A 17,222-nucleotide genomic window follows, 5' to 3' on the forward strand; every position below is an offset into this window, starting at 1 on the left:
TGTGAGGTCTTTATGACCTCACAGGTTTTACTTTTACCCATTGTCAACTGATTCATCCATACCAGATCCCCCCAAAGGATTGGGGCGTTTTTATTCCTATTTAAATAGCGCGATAAACGTGCTCCGGAAATACAAAGGGGCAGAGCCGCTTGCTCATTTCCTCAAACATCATTTTGCCGCCCATAAGAAGATGGGGAGTAAAGACCGGAAACAGATTGCGCATCTTTGTTACTGTTATTTCCGGCTGGGGAAAGCTTTTACCGATCTTTCGCTGGAGCAGCAGGTGCTGTTGGGTTTAAAAAAGTCCGATAAGGCCCCCGGTCCTGAATGGAATCAGATCATTGCAGCATACAAAGTGCCGGATGAGGCGCCGCCGGGTATTTTCCCCTGGAAGGATAAATTAAGCGCGGCCATTGATGCCGCCGCATTGGAACGATCTTTTTTGATACAGCCCGACCTGTTCCTGCGCATTCGCCCGGGTAATCAAGAGGCGGTTTTAAAGAAACTGACAGATGCCGGTGTTGCTTTTGAAAAAGAGGGAGCTGCTTTAAGGCTATTAAATACGGCCAGGGTGGGTGAGGTGCTTTCTGTAAATAAAGAGGTGGTGGTGCAGGACCTTAGCTCACAGGAAATTAGTTTCTTTTTGAAACATTTTAAATCAGAAATTCCAAATCAAAAATCAGAAATCCGCGTTTGGGATTGTTGCGCGGCCAGTGGCGGCAAATCCATTTTAGCGGTGGATGAACTGGGGGTAGTTGACCTGACCGTTTCAGATATCCGCGCTTCTATTATTGCCAATTTAAAAGAACGGTTTCGTGAAGCGGGAATCAATAACTATCGTGCGTTTATTGGTGATGCAACAAAGCCAAATGATCAGTTGAGCAATGCCCTTTTTGATCTGGTTATTACGGATGTACCGTGCACCGGCAGCGGCACCTGGAGCCGCACACCGGAACAACTGTTTTATTTTAATCCCCAACAGATTGTACACTATACAAAATTGCAGCGAAGCATCTTACAAAACAGTGTGCGGCACGTTAAAAAGGGCGGCTATCTGCTCTATATTACGTGTTCGGTTTTTAAAGCGGAAAATGAAGACCAGGTGGCCTTTTTAACCGCACAAGGTTTCGAGGTGGTGGAGCAGCAGGTGATCACCGGTTATGATAGAAAAGCCGATACGCTATTTGGGGCGTTATTAAAAAAAACATGATGCTGTTAAAAATGGAGGTTGTCGAGTAACCCGTCTTTGGGTGTATCGTAAAAAAGCTCCCAGAACATAATGCCACCCAGGTGCTGCTTTTTGATATAATCGATCTTTAATCTTAGTGACCGGTGGTTATCTCCCGTTGCAAATAAATTACGTTCTTTATTGAACCAATAAGGTTCCTGTGCTTTTGTATCCCAATATTCAGCGAACCCGTTATGGAAAGAAAGGGAATCATTATTCCAGCGATACCCCCGCATAAACAGGAACCGCGCCGGTTGAAACAGTCCATTAGTTACGGCTGAATCTGTCTGGAATACGCGTACATAAAACGGCACGCCTACAATTATTTTCTGAAGCGGGAATTGTATTTTTTTGAAGAACCCGATCGCCCGGTTTACCGATTCTTCTTCCGGCAATGCACTGTATAAAGAAGATTGATGGCCGGTCCTGGTGGAATAGCCATGTACCAGATCATAGGTCATCAGGTTGACAAAATTAATCAGTGGGGAAAGTTTTTTCCATTCAACGGCTTCATCTAAATACGTCTGAAATCCGCCTGCGGCAAAGGTTATAATCTTTTGCCTGCCCAATGCTTTCCTGAGGGAAGATACCAGCCGGGTAAAGTTTTGTTTGTCTTCCGGTGCAAAAGGATAACCCGGAACGTTCTTTAGCGCGGGATATTCCCAATCCAGGTCGATACCGTCCAGTTTAAATGCGGTTAAAAAATCTTTTACCGACCGGGAAAAAAAATCGATACTGTCGGGATGACTAAATCTCTGCGAGCAGGGCCTGCATCCGCCCCAGCCACCCAGGGCGATCATTATTTTTAATTGGGGGTGTTGGCTTTTTACAATTTGAAATCCTCTTAATACTGCCGTGTCTTTTGCTTTAAATATGGCGAATCTCCCCAGGCTGTCCAGGTGCCCGAATCCGTAGATGAGGTGCGTGATGTGGCTGAAGTCATACTGTATCAGGGTAGCGCTGTCGCCGGAATAATAGGCTACAGTTTTGTAATTTTTTTGCGCAGAAGCCGTGCCGACAATTTGTAATAAGATCAACGCCAGGAGCCAATTTTTCACAGCAATAAATTTGATCACCAATATACGATAAATAAAAGCGAGGTTGTCTCAAAAGTGATGTTCGGCCGGTAAGCCGGTGAGACGGTAAGTTAAAAGCAATATCTTCCTGCTTTCCCGGCATTGATTCGCTTCTGTTTTTGATACAGCCAGGTTCTATGCAGCATAAAAATCCGCGAATATCGGCGGAGAAATCAGCATACATCAGCAGGAAAAATATATAGCGCTATTGAATTTTCGTCCACCAGGGTTCAAACTGCTGGCCCGGATCATCCAGGTAAACAATGCTGCCGATCACTGGCGTTATTAACGGGATCGGGTCGGTTTCATTAAGTCTTGTTACTTCTTTCAATGGCTCATCCCAGGGGTGCTGTGCCAGCGCAAATTTTGACGAATGCACAGGGAATAGTCGTTTTGCTCTCAGGTCTTTCGCCGCTTTTAATACTTCTGGTGGCAACATATGGATGGCGTGCCAGGCCGGATTGTATTGCCCGTTTTCTAATATAGCTACATCAATACCCGGGAACTTATTTCCTATTTCTGCAAAATGCGTATCATAGCCGCTGTCGCCGCCAATGTATACCGTAAGTGATGGTGTTTGCAACAAATAGGAAGTCCATAATGTATTATTCCGGGTAAACCCCCGTCCGCTGAAATGGCGTGCCGGCAGGGTAGTGATACGGAAACCGGCATCCAAAAGAGTGGTTTCGTTCCAGTCTTTTTCGATAATGTCTTTTACATCATAGCCCCATCGGATAAGATGCCCGGCTACGCCCAGTGGACAAACAACCTGTTTTACTTTTGATTGTATTGCACGGATGGTTTTATAATCCAGGTGGTCGTAATGGTCATGTGTGATCAATAAATAGTCGATGGAAGGCAGGTCTTCGGTTTTGTAAATATCGCTTCCTTTAAAGGCCCGTGCCGTGCCGGACAGGGGTGAGGCATTGCCACTTAGTACGGGATCAATAAGAAAACGTTTTTCATCGATCTGCATAAAGTAAGAAGAATGGCCAAACCAGACAAGCAGGTTGCGGTTGGATGGCAGTTGGGATAGATCTGTCTTTATTGAAGGTATGCTATCCGTTGGTCGTCTGCGCGGCAACTTTGCAAACAACTGCTTTTTTATTACGCCCCACATACTGTATCCTTCTGTAAGTGTGGGCGTAAAACGGAGGTTTTCGAATTTCCCTTTCTTAAATCGGGGAGATTGTTGCATCAACTGGAAGCGTTCACCCGCAGGAGGCCTGCCAAATTGTGGTAAACGCATGTACCAATAAGTCACTGCGACCAATATAAGTATCACTGCCAGAAAAAATAAGATCATCATTTTGCTAATTATCTCTTTATCCGGAGGCTGACTAAAAAGCAGCAAGCTAATGATCAGCCGGGAAACCGGAAATACGGGAGGGTCTTGTTTTCATTCGTCTAAAACTTACCGTCTTGCCGCCTGAAAAATATTTTTTAGTCAGCCCCACTAATCTTATAACAATGTATTGTATCGTCAGACGTGAAACGATAAATGAGAATTTTTTACGTCTCACCTCTAATCTTTTACTTTTCACTTAACTCCAGTATATCCTTGCCTTCCAGTATGGGTTTGCGGTAACCCGTGGTGGCGGCGTTGATCATAGCCCGGCCTACCTGTTGGAGGGTGCTGGCGCTGTTAGGGGTTATTATTTTAAGCACCGGGTAAAGCCAGCTAAAGTATTTATAGGCAGATAATAGAAACTGCTGCCCCGGCATGGCTTTCATAAAAGCGGGTCGAAACATATAAGCGTTCCTGAATCCCAATTGCAACAGATCATTTTCTGTTTTCCCTTTTACGCGTGCCCACATCAGTCGCCCCTTTTCAGTGCTATCTGTGCCGCTGCCGCTTACATAAATGAATACCAGTTGTGGGTTCAATCCATATAACACTTTTGCAAAATGAAGTGTTGTATCGTAGGTGATCACCCGGTATTCGTCTTCTTTTTTACCAATGCTGGTAATGCCCGCACAGAAAAAGCAGGCATCATATCCTTTTAGCTGTTCATCGTCCGGCTGTAACTGCAAAAAATCGGGAACAAGGTATTCTTTGAGCTTGGGATCTGTTTTGCCTGCAGGTCTCCGGCTAACGGATAACACAGTTTCCACATCGGAGTTTTGCAGACATTCGAGCAAAACGCCCTCGCCAACCATTCCTGTGGTTCCGGTAATAATTATTTTTAATCCCATAACTTTCTTTTTTGCGGTCCTGGCCGATTTTAAAGGTGAGCCGGCATTAGCTTGCAACCGCAAAGATATATACCCAGATAATAAAAAATAATTGCAGGGGAACACGGAACCATAAATACTTTAGCCCTTGGCCGGTAAAATCTGTTTTTGTTTTTGGCGCGACGGCTGCATAAATATTCGCCGGCAGGATCAAGAGAAAAAAAACGATCAGCGACCAGCCCGTCAGCATTCTTGTTTGTGGTATCATTAATCCGATCGCTGCCGCTATTTCAAATATTCCCGTCACCAGGATCAGAAAAATGCGTGCCGGCACAACCGGAGGCAGCATGTGCTCCATTTCTTTTGGCTTTGCAAAATGCGCGATACCGGTAAACAGCAGCATTACTGCCATCGCAATACAACCTGCCACTGCAGTATTACCAGCGCCGGTAAAAATTTTATATGCCGCCAGGCTAAGAATAAAAGTGATAATAAGTATCAGAAAGGGTTTCATGGGTTGATCAATTACAATTTCTTTCGAACCTAATAGCACTAAGGTAAGAATATTTCGCTGTCCCGGTTGGTAATGTTACGGAGGTAAGGAAGGATAACCTCCTTTCTTTTTCAATTTGGCTCCGTTAGGAGCATTGTGTTTGTAGATTGATTGTTCGTTTAATGCATCGGCTCTGTAGGAGCCGTGTAAACACGAGGCTCCTGCAGAGCCCAGATCCTTTTGCGTCAACAGGCTACAAACACAATGCTCCTGATGGAGCGATGCAAATTTATCTTAACAACATTGCCCAAGGGAGCAGCAGGAAGGCAGAGAAAATTTCTGATACCATTAAAGCGAAAGCTTGTATTCGGTACGAATAATCCCACCGCCGATCACATCATCGCCTTCGTAAAAAACGGCGCTTTGTCCAGGAGCAATGCCTTTGGCATTCTGATAAAAGGAAACTTTGATGTCATTGCCTTCGGGAGTCAAGCTGGACAAGGTGCCACTGTCTTTATAACGGATCTTGGTGGTTGCTTCCATACCCGGCGTAATGCTGTCATATTTGATATAATTGATCCGCGTTACATGCATTTCATTTTTTTCAAGATCTTCTTCATCGCCCAATACAACCGTATTGGTATCCGGGTTAATCTCTGTAACAAATGCCGGCTTGCCCAGGGCAATGTCCAGCCCTTTGCGCTGCCCGATCGTATAAAAAGGATAGCCCTTATGTTGGCCCAGGACCTTTCCCGATTTATCTACAAAATTGCCTCCGTTCACGCGCTCCTCCAGTCCGTCAACCCGGCGCTTTAAAAAAGAACGGTAATCGTTGTCCGGAACAAAGCAGATCTCGTAGCTTTCGCTTTTTTTAGCCAGCTCGGGGTAGCCATAATCCATCGCCATCTGGCGGATCTCGGTTTTATGATAGCCCCCCAGCGGCAACAACGTCCGTGCCAGCAGGTCCTGGTCTACGCCCCAAAGCACATAGCTCTGGTCTTTTGTAGCGTCAATCGCCTTGCTGATCACAAAACGACCATTATCGTGCTGACGTACTTTAGCATAATGCCCGGTGGCGATAAAATCGCAGCCCAGGGCATCAGCTCTTTTTAATAAAGCGCGCCATTTAATATGAGTATTGCACAGTACACAGGGGTTGGGCGTACGTCCCGCCAGGTATTCCTCCACAAAATCATTCACTACAAAATCTCCGAACTCTTCGCGTATATCCAGGATAAAATGAGGAAAGCCGTGCTGGACCGCTGCCATCCGGGCATCGTTAAAACTATCTACATTGCAGCAGCCGGTTTCCTTTTTGCCTCCGCCACTGCCCGTGTAATCCCAGGTTTTCATGGTGATGCCGATCACTTCATACCCTTCGTCATTCAACATCAATGCAGCCACCGTGCTGTCGATACCGCCGCTCATGGCCACCAAAACTTTTCCTTTCTTGCTCATAATAAATAATAGCGTGCAAAGATAAACCAACATTTTGTGAATATAGGCGGTGTAGGAGCTTGCAGGGTTGTGCGTTTCCCTCTGATCGATTTTATAACTGGTAATATGTTGAATATCAACATACAGCGTAATTATCATCGGTTGGTAAAATTTTCTGGTAATTATTTTCGAAAAATGTATCTTGCCTGATCAATTTATAAAAAACTTAAATCGGAGCACTATGTTAAAAATGCAGATTATCGGGAACCTGGGAAAGGATTGCGTGGTGAATAATGTGAACGGCAAAAGTGTGATTAATTTTACGGTGGCACACACGGAGAAGTTCCGGGACAGCCAGGGGAACAGCCAGGAACGAACCACCTGGGTAGATTGTGCCTGGTGGACGGATCGTACGGCTATTTCACAATATCTTACCAAGGGCAAACAGGTTTATGCAGAGGGCCAGCCTGAGGTGCGCAGTTTTACAAGGAATGATGGTACCGCGGGCGCTTCATTAACGTTAAGGGTTAGAGAAGTTCAGTTGTTGGGTGGCCGTGAAGGCGGAGCACCAGTTTCAAGTGGCGGATACAGCACTTCTTCAGGTACGGCCGGAACGCCCATGAGCAATGAGGGGCCTGCTGATGACTTGCCGTTTTGACGATCGAAAAAACTAAAAGGACTGTTTCTGAATTCAATACCAGGGATTTTTGAAACAGTCTTTTTTTATTTATAACCTGCCAAAACTGTTTGCTTTATGAGAATATATCTCCTCTTTACTTTAATGGTTTGTTTTGCCACAAGCTCCTGCACTTTATCTTTCAGAAAATATAAAAAGCCATTCGCTGTCGAGAGCGCCTCTGATCCGCAATTAAAAAAACTGGTGGGTGAATGGATGTGCACGAAAATAGTAGTTGAAAGCAATAACCGGGCACAGGAGTTGGAAATGGAGGATGTTCTTTCATCCGTACGGGAAGACCTTGAATTAAATGTAATAGAGTTGGGCGCTCCTGATTCTGCCTGGACGTCTTACCGTTCTAACGGAAACGGCTACCAGGCAATGCAATGGGAATTCCAGCCTGCAAATAACATCAATTTTAGCGCAGATGGCGCGCCTGTTGGATCTTTTGCTATAGCTGCACTGGAAAAAGATACAATGGTGCTGCTAATGCAACTGAGGCCGCCGGATGGCGGTGCGGGCAAAGCGGTATGTTCCTGCCAGTTCACCCGGATCAACTCCCGCAAGATAGCGGGTATGCGGCTGTATGACCCTGCTATAAACTGGTGGCGGCCGCAACCTCAGAAAAATGAATCGCATACAGAACTGGTAAACCGGCTTAAAGCAATGCTTAAGTTTGACTATGTTTATATAAGATCACTTTATTATTCGGCCGCTACTTATATTGACACAAAGCGGCTTAACATGCCGTTCATATACTACAACGGTGGTATCGGGCTAAAGGATTATCCTGATGGAACAGATAGTTTTACCAACTTTTTTTATTCAAAGGAAAATATAGAAGAGGCCATGCACATTTTAGCAAAGGGCTTTGGCAAAGTGCAATATACAAAACGACCTAATTATACGCTGGAATATGCACAATTTATGAAAGATCTGGCAGATGTAATTGAATAATGTTTAGCTTAAACGTGAAATGTCGACCTGAGTATTCAATTTACGTTGTAAAATCTACCTACCGGTTGCATAATATTCTTTCGTCGCCCTGACCGCAGTCCCGAACACTTTCGCATGTGCGTCAAGATAAGGAAAACGATTCAGGCGCTGTAAGCGCCGCGTGTTTATAGTATTCATGATCATCTACGCAATGCACATAGGCTCCGTCAGGTGCCGCGTAAACAGCCCGAACAAATACCATTGCGATTGCTATAAACACAGCGCTCCTAACGGAGCGGAAATGGCTCAAATACTGGTGTAGTTGCAGTTCCAGCAGATTGAATGTCGTGCTTAGCTTGACGCGCATGCGAACACTTTCGGGGCGGAGTGGAAGCCCGTCCGGCTGAACACCGGACGGATGGGGGCGCTCAACTCTCGGGCAGTCTGGTAGCACAGTGATGCTTCGGCTATGCTCAGCATGACGATAGTATGATTCTTCTTCAGTATGTAGTGTCATTTGTTATTGGCAGATAGCAGCCGGGAGTAAAATATGAACCGCTCACATTTATCGTTTCACTTTTCGCAATACCATTTGCTGCTTTGCGATCAACTTACCACCAGTTCTTCCGGTAAAAATTTCCCTTATACGCAAATGCCGCTGTTTGAGACATCCGGGAAACGGCTTCTGCAGAGCAGCTAGCGTCTACAAGCACAAACTCCGCAGCAGCATCTGCCTTGGGCCATTGCATTGCTCCTTTATCATCCAGCGGAAGGATATTTTTTGTGGCAAACCTAAGGGTACGGGAAAGCTCAAATTCGGTTCGCCAGCCATAAAGCTGCGCCATGAGGTTGGCTTTTTGTAACATATTCCCCGTGCCGAAAGTGCTCCAATGATCCTGTATATTATCATTACCTACCAATACTTCCACGCCTTGTTTTACTAATGTAGGGATGGGCATCAGCGCTCCGGGGAACGGAATGGCGGAAGCAATACCCACTTTGGCTGCTGTCAGTTTATCCGAAATTGCTTCGGCATCCTTCAAAGGCAACTGCGCCAGCGCAAAAGCGTGACTGACATAAGTGCGACCCTGCAGTTGCGGGTTCTCAACTGCTTTTTGCGCCAGGTATTCAATAGTGCGGAGACCTTCTTTACCCGAATCGTGCAGGTGGATATCGATGCCTTTGTTATTGTCTATTGCCAGTTGAACGGTAAAATCAATGGCTTTTTCAATATTTTTATCGATGCTGAACGGATCTAATCCGCCAACAAAAGCTACTGCTTCCAGTTGTGCAGCTTCTTTCATTAACGGAGCTGAATCCGTGTAATACAATCCGTGTTGCGGGAACGCCACCAACTCTGCATCAAAGCAGCCTTTTTTATTATCCAATGCCTTTTGCAGGTTCTCTAAAGAGCGCAGTCCGGATGTGGTGTCTACATTGAAATGTGCTCTTGCAAAAGTTGTCCCGTACTGTTGTAAAAGATCGATGAGCTGTTCCGCCCGGTAGGTGGAAGTTTTCAGCAACTCAGGAATGATCTCCTGTTCGTAGGCGATCATATCCGCAACGGTTTCCCTTGCTGGTGAAGGCGCCTGCCAGGGCAAACCGTACAAGGTTTTATCGATATGTACATGCATATCTTTGAACGCAGGCAGCATCAGCAATCCTTTTGCATCAATGGCATCCGCCAACGAAGCATCGTTCGGGAAGATCTTTACTATTTTGCCTTCTTTGATTTCGATGCAAAACAATTCTGTTTTTGTACCGGTAACACCGCTTTCGTTTTTGATAAAAGCTGTTTCCAGTCGCACGTTTTTTAAAGTATAACGGCCTTTTATGGGTTCTGTATATGTTGTCTTCATGATCTAAGCGCTTGTTAAAATTATATTTTAAGATTAGCTTCCCGTAGATAACGCATCGGAGATGACCCCAAGCCGGGAACTAATAGTTAGCGGGAATCCGGGAAGGTTCATTCTTCAGTTTTTTAAAAATTACCGCCTTATCATTTAGCCGGCAAAAAAATATTTCTTACGGTTGCAGCAGGGCTGCAATTTCAGTGAATCCTCTTTGTTGTGCGTGTTGCAGAGGCGTTATGCCATCGTGGTCGGGTATATCCATTTTCGCGCCGGCATCCTTTAGTATCTGAACGATCTGCTGGTACTTTTTGCTTCCGTCGCCCAAAACAATGGCTTCCATTAGGCCGGTCCACCCCAGGCGGTTTACGTGGTTAACGGGGTATCCCTTGGTATTGGCCAGTAAGCGAACGGTTTCTACGTGCCCGCGCTCGCAGGCCGGGATCAGTGCTGAACCATAATAGCGGTTAAACACATCGAAGCGGGCGCCATTATCTAAGAATAATTGCACCAGTTCTGTTTGCCCGCTGGCGCCGGCATAAAGAAAGGGGCTGTCCAGGTTATCTGCCTGCTGATTGACATCTGCTTTATGTTTTACCAGCAATTTTGCCATTTCGGTCTGGCGGTTGTTGGTGGCGATCAATAATAAAGAGCGTTTGCTATTATCTGTCGTATTTACGTTTGCCCCGTTTGCCAGCGCTGCGGCCACGCCCTGGAGATCGTTTTTCTCCACCAGGGATATAATATCTTTCTTTTCCATTGGTACTTGTCCTCTATTATCTGTATCTGTTAATGTTGCATGACAGGAGATGATTGCTGTCACCAGTATCAGTAAAAAAAAGGTTGTTCTCATAAAATAATACTGTTTAAAAAACGATTGAGCCTTTATAGATTAGTGATTTTACAGGGGAGATCCGGGAAACTGCTTCGGCGGAGCAGCTTGCATCCACCAGCGCTATATCTGCATCATCGCCTGCTTTTGGCCATTGCTGTACGCCTTTGTCGTCTAAAGGCAAAGGGCCTGTGGTGGCTAGTTTCAGCATTCTGGACAAACCAAATTCTGACGAGTAGCCATACAACTGCGCTGCAAGATTCGCTTTTTGTAAAACACTGCCGGAGCCAAAGGTGCTCCAGTGATCTACAATGCTATCATTTCCGGTCATTACTTTTACGCCATGTTTCATTAAAGTGGGAATAGGCATGATCAAGCCTCCAAAGGGTATGGTAGAATTGATACCGATTTTAGCAGCGCTGAGTTTTTCAGCCATTTCTTCCTGTTTTGATTTATCTAACCGCCCCAATACAAAACAGTGACTGATATAGGTTTTCCCTTTCAGTGCCGGATTCTCATTTACTTTATTGATCAGGTATTCCACGGTTTTCAACCCAGAGTCGCCCGATTCATGTAAATGAATATCGATCCCTTTATTATTGTCAAGGGCCAGTTGTACCGTAAAATCCATTGTTTTTTCAATAGCACCGTCGATAGAATAAGGGTCTACGCCGCCGATAAAATCGATATCCATTTTAGCCGCTTCTTTTAGATAAGGAACCGAATCGGTATAAAACACGCCATGTTGTGGAAAGGCCACCAGCTCTGCGCCGAAAACATTCTTTTTATTTTCCAGCGCCTTTTGCAGGTGGGTGAGTGATTCCAGTTTCGATGTCGGTTCAATATTTACGTGGCTACGGGCAAAGGCGCTTCCTTTTGATTGGAGCAACTCGATCATCTTTTCCGCCTTGTAAGTAGAGGTCTTCAGCAGTTCCGGCAGGATCTTTTGTTTCAGAGCGATCATTCCCTTTACACCGCCGGGCCCTCTTCTGGTAGCCTGCCACTTACTGCCATAAAAGGTTTTATCCAGGTGGATATGCATATCCTTAAACGAGGGGAGCATCAGTAGGCCTCTAGCATCTATCGCTTTAGCATTGAGTTGATTTGGACTGACCTTTTTTATTTTCCCGTTTTCGATCTCAACAGAAAAAAGATCCGTTTTAGTGGCGATAACCTCATCGCCCTCATATTCAAAACCTGTTTCCAGGCGAACATTTTTTAGCGTATAGTGATTGGACTGCTTCATAGTTGTATTCGTTTTTTCTCCGGCCGTTGCCTTTACTGTCCTGGGAATAAACGCCAGCCCTGCAAGGCCTAAGGTGGAGTGTTTAAGAAAATTTTTACGGGATGTAGTAGATTGTTTCATATTATAGAGTTACTACAAAGGTAGATTGCTTTGCCGCGCTTTACATGAGCAATTGCTGCCATTCCTTGTAATATTTATCACTGCTTTATCGTTATTTTGCAAGATGCAGGATACAAACTACTCACTTCAACAGTTACTCGATTTTACGGTACAGATATTTAAAGCAATGGGCTGCCCGGATGCAGATGCTCAAACGGCGGCAATAGTTTTATTGCAGGCTGATCTGCGCGGTGTGGACTCGCACGGCGTAGCACGACTTTCGGGCTATGTGCGTTTATGGGAAGCCAAACGCGTTAATGCAACGCCTGATATAAAAGTAATTCATGAAACCCCATCAACAGCCGTGGTGGATGGAGACAGCGGCCTGGGCCTGGTAGTGGCGCCTTTCGCTATGCAATTGGCCATTGAAAAAGCCCGTAACGTGGGCACCGGCTGGGTCAGCGTGCAAAATAGTAATCACTACGGCATTGCCGCTGCCCATGCCATGAAGGCATTGGAGCATGATATGGTCGGTATTTCTATGACCAATGCCAGCCCGCTGGTTGCGCCCACTTTTTCTACAGCAAAAATGTTGGGTACCAACCCCATTTGTGTGGCGGCCCCGGCGGGGGAGCAGCCGGCCTTTGTTGCTGACCTGGCAACTACAACTGCCGCCAATGGCAAACTGGAAATATTGCAACGAAAAAACGAGGAGGCGCCGTTAGGCTGGGTGCAGGACAGTGAAGGTCACCCGGCCACCGACGCCAATATTTTAAAGAAGGGTGGTGCTTTGTTACCGCTGGGCGGTGATCGGGAGCATGGAAGTCATAAAGGGTATGCACTAGGTGCAGTGGTGGATATTTTCTCTGCGCTGCTAAGCGGGGCCAATTATGCGCCCTGGGTGCCGCCGTTTCCCGCCTATGTGCCCATGCCGGCAAAACAGCCCGGTAAAGGCATCGGGCATTTTTTTGGTGCCATGCGGGTAGATGCTTTCAGAACAGTGGAGGCTTATAAGCATGATATGGATGATTGGATCGAAGGTTTCCGCAAGGCGGCAACAGTCAAGGGACAGGATAAAGTACTCATTCCCGGAGATCCTGAAAGGGAGGCTGAAGTGGAAAGAAGAGCAAGTGGAATACCGCTGCTACCTGCTGTGGCAGATGATTTAAAGGCGCTAGGGGAGAAAATGGGAGTGCCTTTTTAAACAGAGATTATTGCTCTGAAGATAGGAGGGATGAACGAGCGTAAGGGCTGCCACGAATGCACAAATGTATTATTCGTGCATTCGTGGCATTGGCCAATAGCATTGCAGATGTTGTAAAATGTAATGATTAGCCAATTTTCAATATTGTTTACTGGCTTTTTTTTACGAAATTCGCTAACGATGCTTTAACGCATATTAGAAAAATAAAAACAGAAATAATAAAAGACAGACATGAAGGTAATGAAATTTGGGGGTACCAGTGTTGGTAAACCAGAACGGATGAAACATATTGCATCGCTTTTACAAACCGAAACGGAACCTGCTATTGTAGTACTTTCGGCATTATCCGGAACCACCAATGCACTGGTGGAGATCGGCAATGCCATTGCCAGCGGCGACCGGCACAGCGCACAGCAATTTATTAATAACCTCACCGAACATTATAATAAATTCATAAAGGAATTATTCTCAAAAGAGGCTTCTCTGGCGACAGCACAGGCTATTGTTGACGAGCATTTCGAATTTCTAAATATCATATTAAAAATATCGTTTAGCGAGTCATTGAGTAAAGACATCCTTGCGCAGGGGGAATTGCTCTCCACCAAAATATTTTCCGTTTACCTGGAAGAGATCGGTGAATCTTATGCGCTGCTGCCGGCATTGGAATTTATGAGCATCGATGAGAATGATGAACCCCAGATCGGCAGCATTCGCATCAAGCTGAAACAGTTGCTGGATCAACATAAAGAGAAAAAGATATTAGTAACCCAGGGATACATCTGCCGGAACGCCAGGGGCGAAGTGGATAACCTGAAAAGGGGCGGAAGCGATTATTCTGCATCGTTGATCGCAGCGGCTATCAGTGCCTCCGTGTGCGAGATATGGACGGATATTGATGGCATGCACAACAACGATCCCCGGGTGGTGGGCACTACCCGGCCGGTAGAACAGTTAAGCTTTGAAGAGGCCGCGGAGCTGGCTTATTTTGGAGCCAAGATCCTGCATCCGGCATCCATCTGGCCCGCGCAGCAATATAAGATCCCCGTGAAATTGCTGAACACGATGCAACCCGAGGCAAAGGGGACCCTTATTACCCAGGAACCGGGTGGGCATGGGGTAAAAGCCGTTGCGGCAAAAGATAATATTTATGCGGTGCGCATAAAAAGCAGCCGCATGTTACTGGCCTACGGCTTCCTGAGAAAAGTGTTTGAAGTATTTGAAAAATATAAGACAGCTATTGATATGATCACTACCTCCGAAGTAGCTGTTTCCTTAACCATCGATAATGCAGATCACCTGGACCAGATCATAAAAGAACTGGAAGTGCTGGGCACCGTTACGGTGGATAAAGATCAGACCATCGTTTCAGTGGTAGGATATAATATCAATGAAACCGAGGAGATCATTAAAAAGCTTTTTGGCTCCATACGCAGCGTGCCCATCCGTATGGTTTCCTACGGTGGCAGCCCGCACAACATTTCCCTGCTGGTGAGTGCTGATGAAAAAGTGCACCTGCTGAAGCAGCTGAATAAGGGGATGTTTGGGTTGGAATAAGGTTGAAAAATTGATAAGTTTAAATGTTAACAGGGAATACCCCTGTCAACTTGTAAACTTGTCAACAGACCATAAATGCGTACCATCTATTGCATACCCGGCTTTGGGGTTGATGAACGGATTTTTAGCAACCTGCATATTGACAATGCAATCCTGCAATGTATCAATTGGCTGGATCCTTTAAAAGGGGAAAGCTTTCATTCTTATGCGATGCGAATGGCCGATCTGATGGTAACAGATACGCCTTTAACCATCATCGGTATTTCCTTTGGCGGGATGGTAGCGCAGGAGATCGCCCGGTTCCGGAAGGTAAAACAGATCATCCTCATCTCCAGCGTTAAATCCCGCAGCGAAATGCCGTTGTATATGCGCGTTGCCGGTGCGCTGAAGCTGAACAAACTCTTTCCTGTAAAAGTGGTACAACGAAGCGACCGGATATATAAGATAGCCAATCGCAGGCTGGGCGCATACACGCCCGAAGAACAGGAGTTTGCAAACGTCTATCGTAAAACCGCAAACCTGAATTACATCCACTGGTCCTTTGATAAGATCCTTAACTGGAGGAATCTAAATGGGACCGCAACGGCCATCACTCATATTCACGGAAGCAAAGATCAGGTGTTACCTATAAAGTATATTAAAGCCGATTATGTGATTGAAGGCGGCACGCATATGATGGCCTGGAACCGTGCGGAAGAAATAAGCAGGATTATTAATAAAGTGACGGGGAGTGATGGAAGATACCTGTGAGGTTTCAAAACCTCACAGGTCTTAGCCCGGCTTAAGCACGACCCCAACATGCAGCACTTCCCGCAGATCAATAAAATTTGCCGCCTCCATCAATTTGGTCAAAAGCAAATACAAGGGCAGCAGGCTAAATACATAGCCCTTAGCAAAGAGAGAAGGATAAATTATCAGGAACTTGTTAGAGGCTTAGGGAGCATCCAAAAAAGCTGTTGGATTTTGAATTTGATTTTGAAGAATGAAAAGCACTAACGGACAAGTATTGCTTGCAGTTTGGGCATTTGAAATTCGTCGCGCCGAAACTGCTGCTTATATGTAAAAACGTAGTTTTATTCTTGCAGGTTTCTGAAATGAAACAATACACAGCTTACAAAATAATCAAGCTTTATAATCGAAGAAAAGGTTTTCCAAGGCATTGAGATAAAAATGATAACGATTTGAAAAAAGCAAAGGCATTTGTCAGAAAAAGTTAAAACAATATTCCTTGTACGGTAAGATGATGCTTTAGTTTTTACAGCTTATTCCTGAATTGCTGCTGTTTTTTTTAGCCAAATTTATAGCATCAAGCCCGAACTGAAGCTGAATTTTTTACAGATGCTGACGCTTACAACGTCCAGCCTAAATTGCAGCAATATCCCTGTTGTGCGTTCGTCGTTTTAATTAAACCAATCGTCCCATTTTTCTGCAAGTACTCTGCCTATAAGTGCTACCAAAACGCCGATTGCACCTGCAGGGTTGCCTGCAATAATACCCCACAATATAGTAACAGCCCCTATTAGCTGAAGAAATATACCTATTGATTTTGCAGTAGAGTTATCCATTGGGTCGTGATTTTTTAAGGTAGAGTTAGAATTACTTCGGCGGTTTTATCGCCTGTTACATCAACATTTTTTGAAAAGCTAATTATTTTGTCTGCCTTAGTTGCTCGAACTTGAATTGTATGGGGTTGGATAGCAACGTTTCTAAAAACTATTGATGTAGTTCCTTTCAAAGCAATTGGAACTTCATTGTCTATTCCAATTTCTATATTAGAGTAGTCAGTGTAATTTTCTACGTTAACTGAAATATTAGCAGGGTTTTTATATTCATCTTGCTTTTGTTTAAACAACTCATAAAGCTCACTGGTTTGTGTCTGAAATTCTGTTGCCCATGAACCTGTTTCTACTTGAATTGTCGTGTAAACAGCTTGCCGAAAGGTTTTTACCAAATTTAATAATGCTAAAATATTTTCTTGAGTTAGAGGATTATTTGCCTTTGCAGTTTCTATATCCCAGTTCTCAATGAAGTCTTGAGTATTCTTTTTAATATCCAATTCAGCAATGTAAAATCTAACATAACCTGAGGAAATACCTAAATATTTGTCGAGTAACAACAAAAGTCCCCCAATGGCTAAGCTTATATAACCATAGTTTGGAATAGGTTTGTTCTTTAGTACCTGGTCTGCACTTAGAATAGGCCACAGTATTCCAAAAGCAAAAAGGATAATTGATAAAACCCGAATCGTTCTAGAATAAATAGAATGATACTTTCTAAATCGCGCATACCATTCTTCTTCTGTTTTCATAGAAGTCAAAATATTATTCTTAATTGTTTCAAGAGTTTCAGTTGGTTTGGTCCAGTCGTAAGCCATTGTGTGTTGTTTGAATTGTTAATGATGGGGTTTGTTCGACGA

Annotated in this window: 16 protein-coding genes; 6 read left to right on the plus strand and 10 right to left on the minus strand. The window is 44.8% G+C overall.

Annotated features, from left to right (window positions below; all coding sequences use genetic code 11):
- Positions 1 to 40 precede the first annotated feature (40 nt).
- Positions 41 to 1,210, plus strand: coding sequence for a methyltransferase domain-containing protein (locus NIASO_RS00335; protein ID WP_245605206.1), 1,170 nt, complete (start codon positions 41 to 43; stop codon positions 1,208 to 1,210).
- A 5-nt stretch (positions 1,211 to 1,215) separates the two neighbouring features.
- On the opposite strand, the gene NIASO_RS00340 is transcribed toward NIASO_RS00335, so the two are convergent.
- The 5 genes from NIASO_RS00340 to mnmA form a co-directional block, all read right to left on the minus strand.
- On the minus strand, positions 1,216 to 2,286 hold the full coding sequence (locus tag NIASO_RS00340; RefSeq protein WP_008582306.1) for a glycoside hydrolase family 18 protein: 1,071 nt from the start codon (positions 2,284 to 2,286) through the stop codon (positions 1,216 to 1,218).
- Between the two features lie 223 nt (positions 2,287 to 2,509).
- The gene (locus NIASO_RS00345) at positions 2,510 to 3,613 is read right to left on the minus strand and encodes an MBL fold metallo-hydrolase (protein WP_044046241.1); all 1,104 of its coding nucleotides are present in this window, start codon (positions 3,611 to 3,613) and stop codon (positions 2,510 to 2,512) included.
- A 224-nt stretch (positions 3,614 to 3,837) separates the two neighbouring features.
- The gene (locus tag NIASO_RS00350; protein ID WP_008582302.1) at positions 3,838 to 4,500 is read right to left on the minus strand and encodes a Rossmann-fold NAD(P)-binding domain-containing protein; all 663 of its coding nucleotides are present in this window, start codon (positions 4,498 to 4,500) and stop codon (positions 3,838 to 3,840) included.
- Positions 4,501 to 4,546: 46 nt separating this feature from the next.
- Entirely contained in the window at positions 4,547 to 4,993 is a 447-nt protein-coding gene (locus tag NIASO_RS00355; protein WP_008582299.1) for a DoxX family protein, read from the minus strand.
- Between the two features lie 327 nt (positions 4,994 to 5,320).
- Positions 5,321 to 6,568 (minus strand): tRNA 2-thiouridine(34) synthase MnmA, encoded by a 1,248-nt coding sequence (gene mnmA / locus NIASO_RS00360; RefSeq protein WP_008582297.1) that lies wholly within the window; start codon positions 6,566 to 6,568, stop codon positions 5,321 to 5,323.
- Positions 6,569 to 6,650: 82 nt separating this feature from the next.
- Between mnmA and NIASO_RS00365 the strand changes: the two genes are divergently transcribed.
- Together NIASO_RS00365 and NIASO_RS00370 are read left to right on the plus strand one after the other, a co-directional pair.
- The gene (locus tag NIASO_RS00365; RefSeq protein ID WP_008582295.1) at positions 6,651 to 7,067 is read left to right on the plus strand and encodes a single-stranded DNA-binding protein; all 417 of its coding nucleotides are present in this window, start codon (positions 6,651 to 6,653) and stop codon (positions 7,065 to 7,067) included.
- 96 nt (positions 7,068 to 7,163) lie between these two features.
- The gene (locus NIASO_RS00370) at positions 7,164 to 8,042 is read left to right on the plus strand and encodes a hypothetical protein (RefSeq protein WP_008582294.1); all 879 of its coding nucleotides are present in this window, start codon (positions 7,164 to 7,166) and stop codon (positions 8,040 to 8,042) included.
- Between the two features lie 590 nt (positions 8,043 to 8,632).
- Here NIASO_RS00370 and NIASO_RS00375 read toward each other — a convergent pair.
- From NIASO_RS00375 to NIASO_RS00385, 3 genes are all read right to left on the minus strand, one after another.
- A complete protein-coding gene (locus tag NIASO_RS00375) occupies positions 8,633 to 9,880 on the minus strand; it encodes an amidohydrolase (protein WP_008582292.1) in 1,248 nt (415 codons plus the stop codon).
- A gap of 166 nt (positions 9,881 to 10,046) precedes the next feature.
- Positions 10,047 to 10,724, minus strand: coding sequence for an ankyrin repeat domain-containing protein (locus NIASO_RS00380; RefSeq protein ID WP_008582291.1), 678 nt, complete (start codon positions 10,722 to 10,724; stop codon positions 10,047 to 10,049).
- 13 nt (positions 10,725 to 10,737) lie between these two features.
- Positions 10,738 to 12,069 carry an amidohydrolase gene (locus NIASO_RS00385; RefSeq protein ID WP_008582290.1) on the minus strand — a complete coding sequence of 444 codons (1,332 nt, stop codon included), beginning with the start codon at positions 12,067 to 12,069 and terminating at the stop codon, positions 10,738 to 10,740.
- Between the two features lie 103 nt (positions 12,070 to 12,172).
- On the opposite strand from NIASO_RS00385, the gene NIASO_RS00390 reads away from it, so the two are divergent.
- The 3 genes from NIASO_RS00390 to NIASO_RS00400 all read left to right on the plus strand — a co-directional run bounded on the left by NIASO_RS00390 (position 12,173) and on the right by NIASO_RS00400 (position 15,556).
- Positions 12,173 to 13,252 (plus strand): Ldh family oxidoreductase, encoded by a 1,080-nt coding sequence (locus tag NIASO_RS00390; protein ID WP_008582289.1) that lies wholly within the window; start codon positions 12,173 to 12,175, stop codon positions 13,250 to 13,252.
- A 231-nt stretch (positions 13,253 to 13,483) separates the two neighbouring features.
- Positions 13,484 to 14,806, plus strand: a complete 1,323-nt coding sequence (locus NIASO_RS00395) for an aspartate kinase (protein WP_008582288.1) — start codon at positions 13,484 to 13,486, stop codon at positions 14,804 to 14,806.
- A 75-nt stretch (positions 14,807 to 14,881) separates the two neighbouring features.
- Complete coding sequence (locus NIASO_RS00400) at positions 14,882 to 15,556, plus strand: alpha/beta fold hydrolase (RefSeq protein WP_008582286.1); 675 nt, start codon at positions 14,882 to 14,884, stop codon at positions 15,554 to 15,556.
- Between the two features lie 650 nt (positions 15,557 to 16,206).
- On the opposite strand, the gene NIASO_RS20110 is transcribed toward NIASO_RS00400, so the two are convergent.
- Together NIASO_RS20110 and NIASO_RS00410 are read right to left on the minus strand one after the other, a co-directional pair.
- Complete coding sequence (locus NIASO_RS20110) at positions 16,207 to 16,371, minus strand: hypothetical protein (protein WP_008582283.1); 165 nt, start codon at positions 16,369 to 16,371, stop codon at positions 16,207 to 16,209.
- A 14-nt stretch (positions 16,372 to 16,385) separates the two neighbouring features.
- Positions 16,386 to 17,180 (minus strand): SLATT domain-containing protein, encoded by a 795-nt coding sequence (locus NIASO_RS00410; protein ID WP_008582281.1) that lies wholly within the window; start codon positions 17,178 to 17,180, stop codon positions 16,386 to 16,388.
- Positions 17,181 to 17,222: the final 42 nt, after the last annotated feature.

Source organism: Niabella soli DSM 19437 (assembly GCF_000243115.2).
In the GTDB taxonomy this organism is placed as follows: domain Bacteria; phylum Bacteroidota; class Bacteroidia; order Chitinophagales; family Chitinophagaceae; genus Niabella; species Niabella soli.

Excerpts from the sequence above, each read along its gene's own strand:
- NIASO_RS00345 (WP_044046241.1), bottom strand. The coding sequence starts at position 3,613 with ATGATGATCTTATTTTTTCTGGCAGTGATACTTATATTGGTCGCAGTG.
- NIASO_RS00350 (WP_008582302.1), bottom strand. The coding sequence starts at position 4,500 with ATGGGATTAAAAATAATTATTACCGGAACCACAGGAATGGTTGGCGAG.
- NIASO_RS00355 (WP_008582299.1), bottom strand. The coding sequence starts at position 4,993 with ATGAAACCCTTTCTGATACTTATTATCACTTTTATTCTTAGCCTGGCG.
- mnmA (WP_008582297.1), bottom strand. The coding sequence starts at position 6,568 with ATGATAATTACGCTGTATGTTGATATTCAACATATTACCAGTTATAAA.
- NIASO_RS00365 (WP_008582295.1), top strand. The coding sequence starts at position 6,651 with ATGTTAAAAATGCAGATTATCGGGAACCTGGGAAAGGATTGCGTGGTG.
- NIASO_RS00370 (WP_008582294.1), top strand. The coding sequence starts at position 7,164 with ATGAGAATATATCTCCTCTTTACTTTAATGGTTTGTTTTGCCACAAGC.
- NIASO_RS00375 (WP_008582292.1), bottom strand. The coding sequence starts at position 9,880 with ATGAAGACAACATATACAGAACCCATAAAAGGCCGTTATACTTTAAAA.
- NIASO_RS00380 (WP_008582291.1), bottom strand. The coding sequence starts at position 10,724 with ATGAGAACAACCTTTTTTTTACTGATACTGGTGACAGCAATCATCTCC.
- NIASO_RS00385 (WP_008582290.1), bottom strand. The coding sequence starts at position 12,069 with ATGAAACAATCTACTACATCCCGTAAAAATTTTCTTAAACACTCCACC.
- NIASO_RS00390 (WP_008582289.1), top strand. The coding sequence starts at position 12,173 with ATGCAGGATACAAACTACTCACTTCAACAGTTACTCGATTTTACGGTA.
- NIASO_RS00395 (WP_008582288.1), top strand. The coding sequence starts at position 13,484 with ATGAAGGTAATGAAATTTGGGGGTACCAGTGTTGGTAAACCAGAACGG.
- NIASO_RS00400 (WP_008582286.1), top strand. The coding sequence starts at position 14,882 with ATGCGTACCATCTATTGCATACCCGGCTTTGGGGTTGATGAACGGATT.
- NIASO_RS20110 (WP_008582283.1), bottom strand. The coding sequence starts at position 16,371 with ATGGATAACTCTACTGCAAAATCAATAGGTATATTTCTTCAGCTAATA.
- NIASO_RS00410 (WP_008582281.1), bottom strand. The coding sequence starts at position 17,180 with ATGGCTTACGACTGGACCAAACCAACTGAAACTCTTGAAACAATTAAG.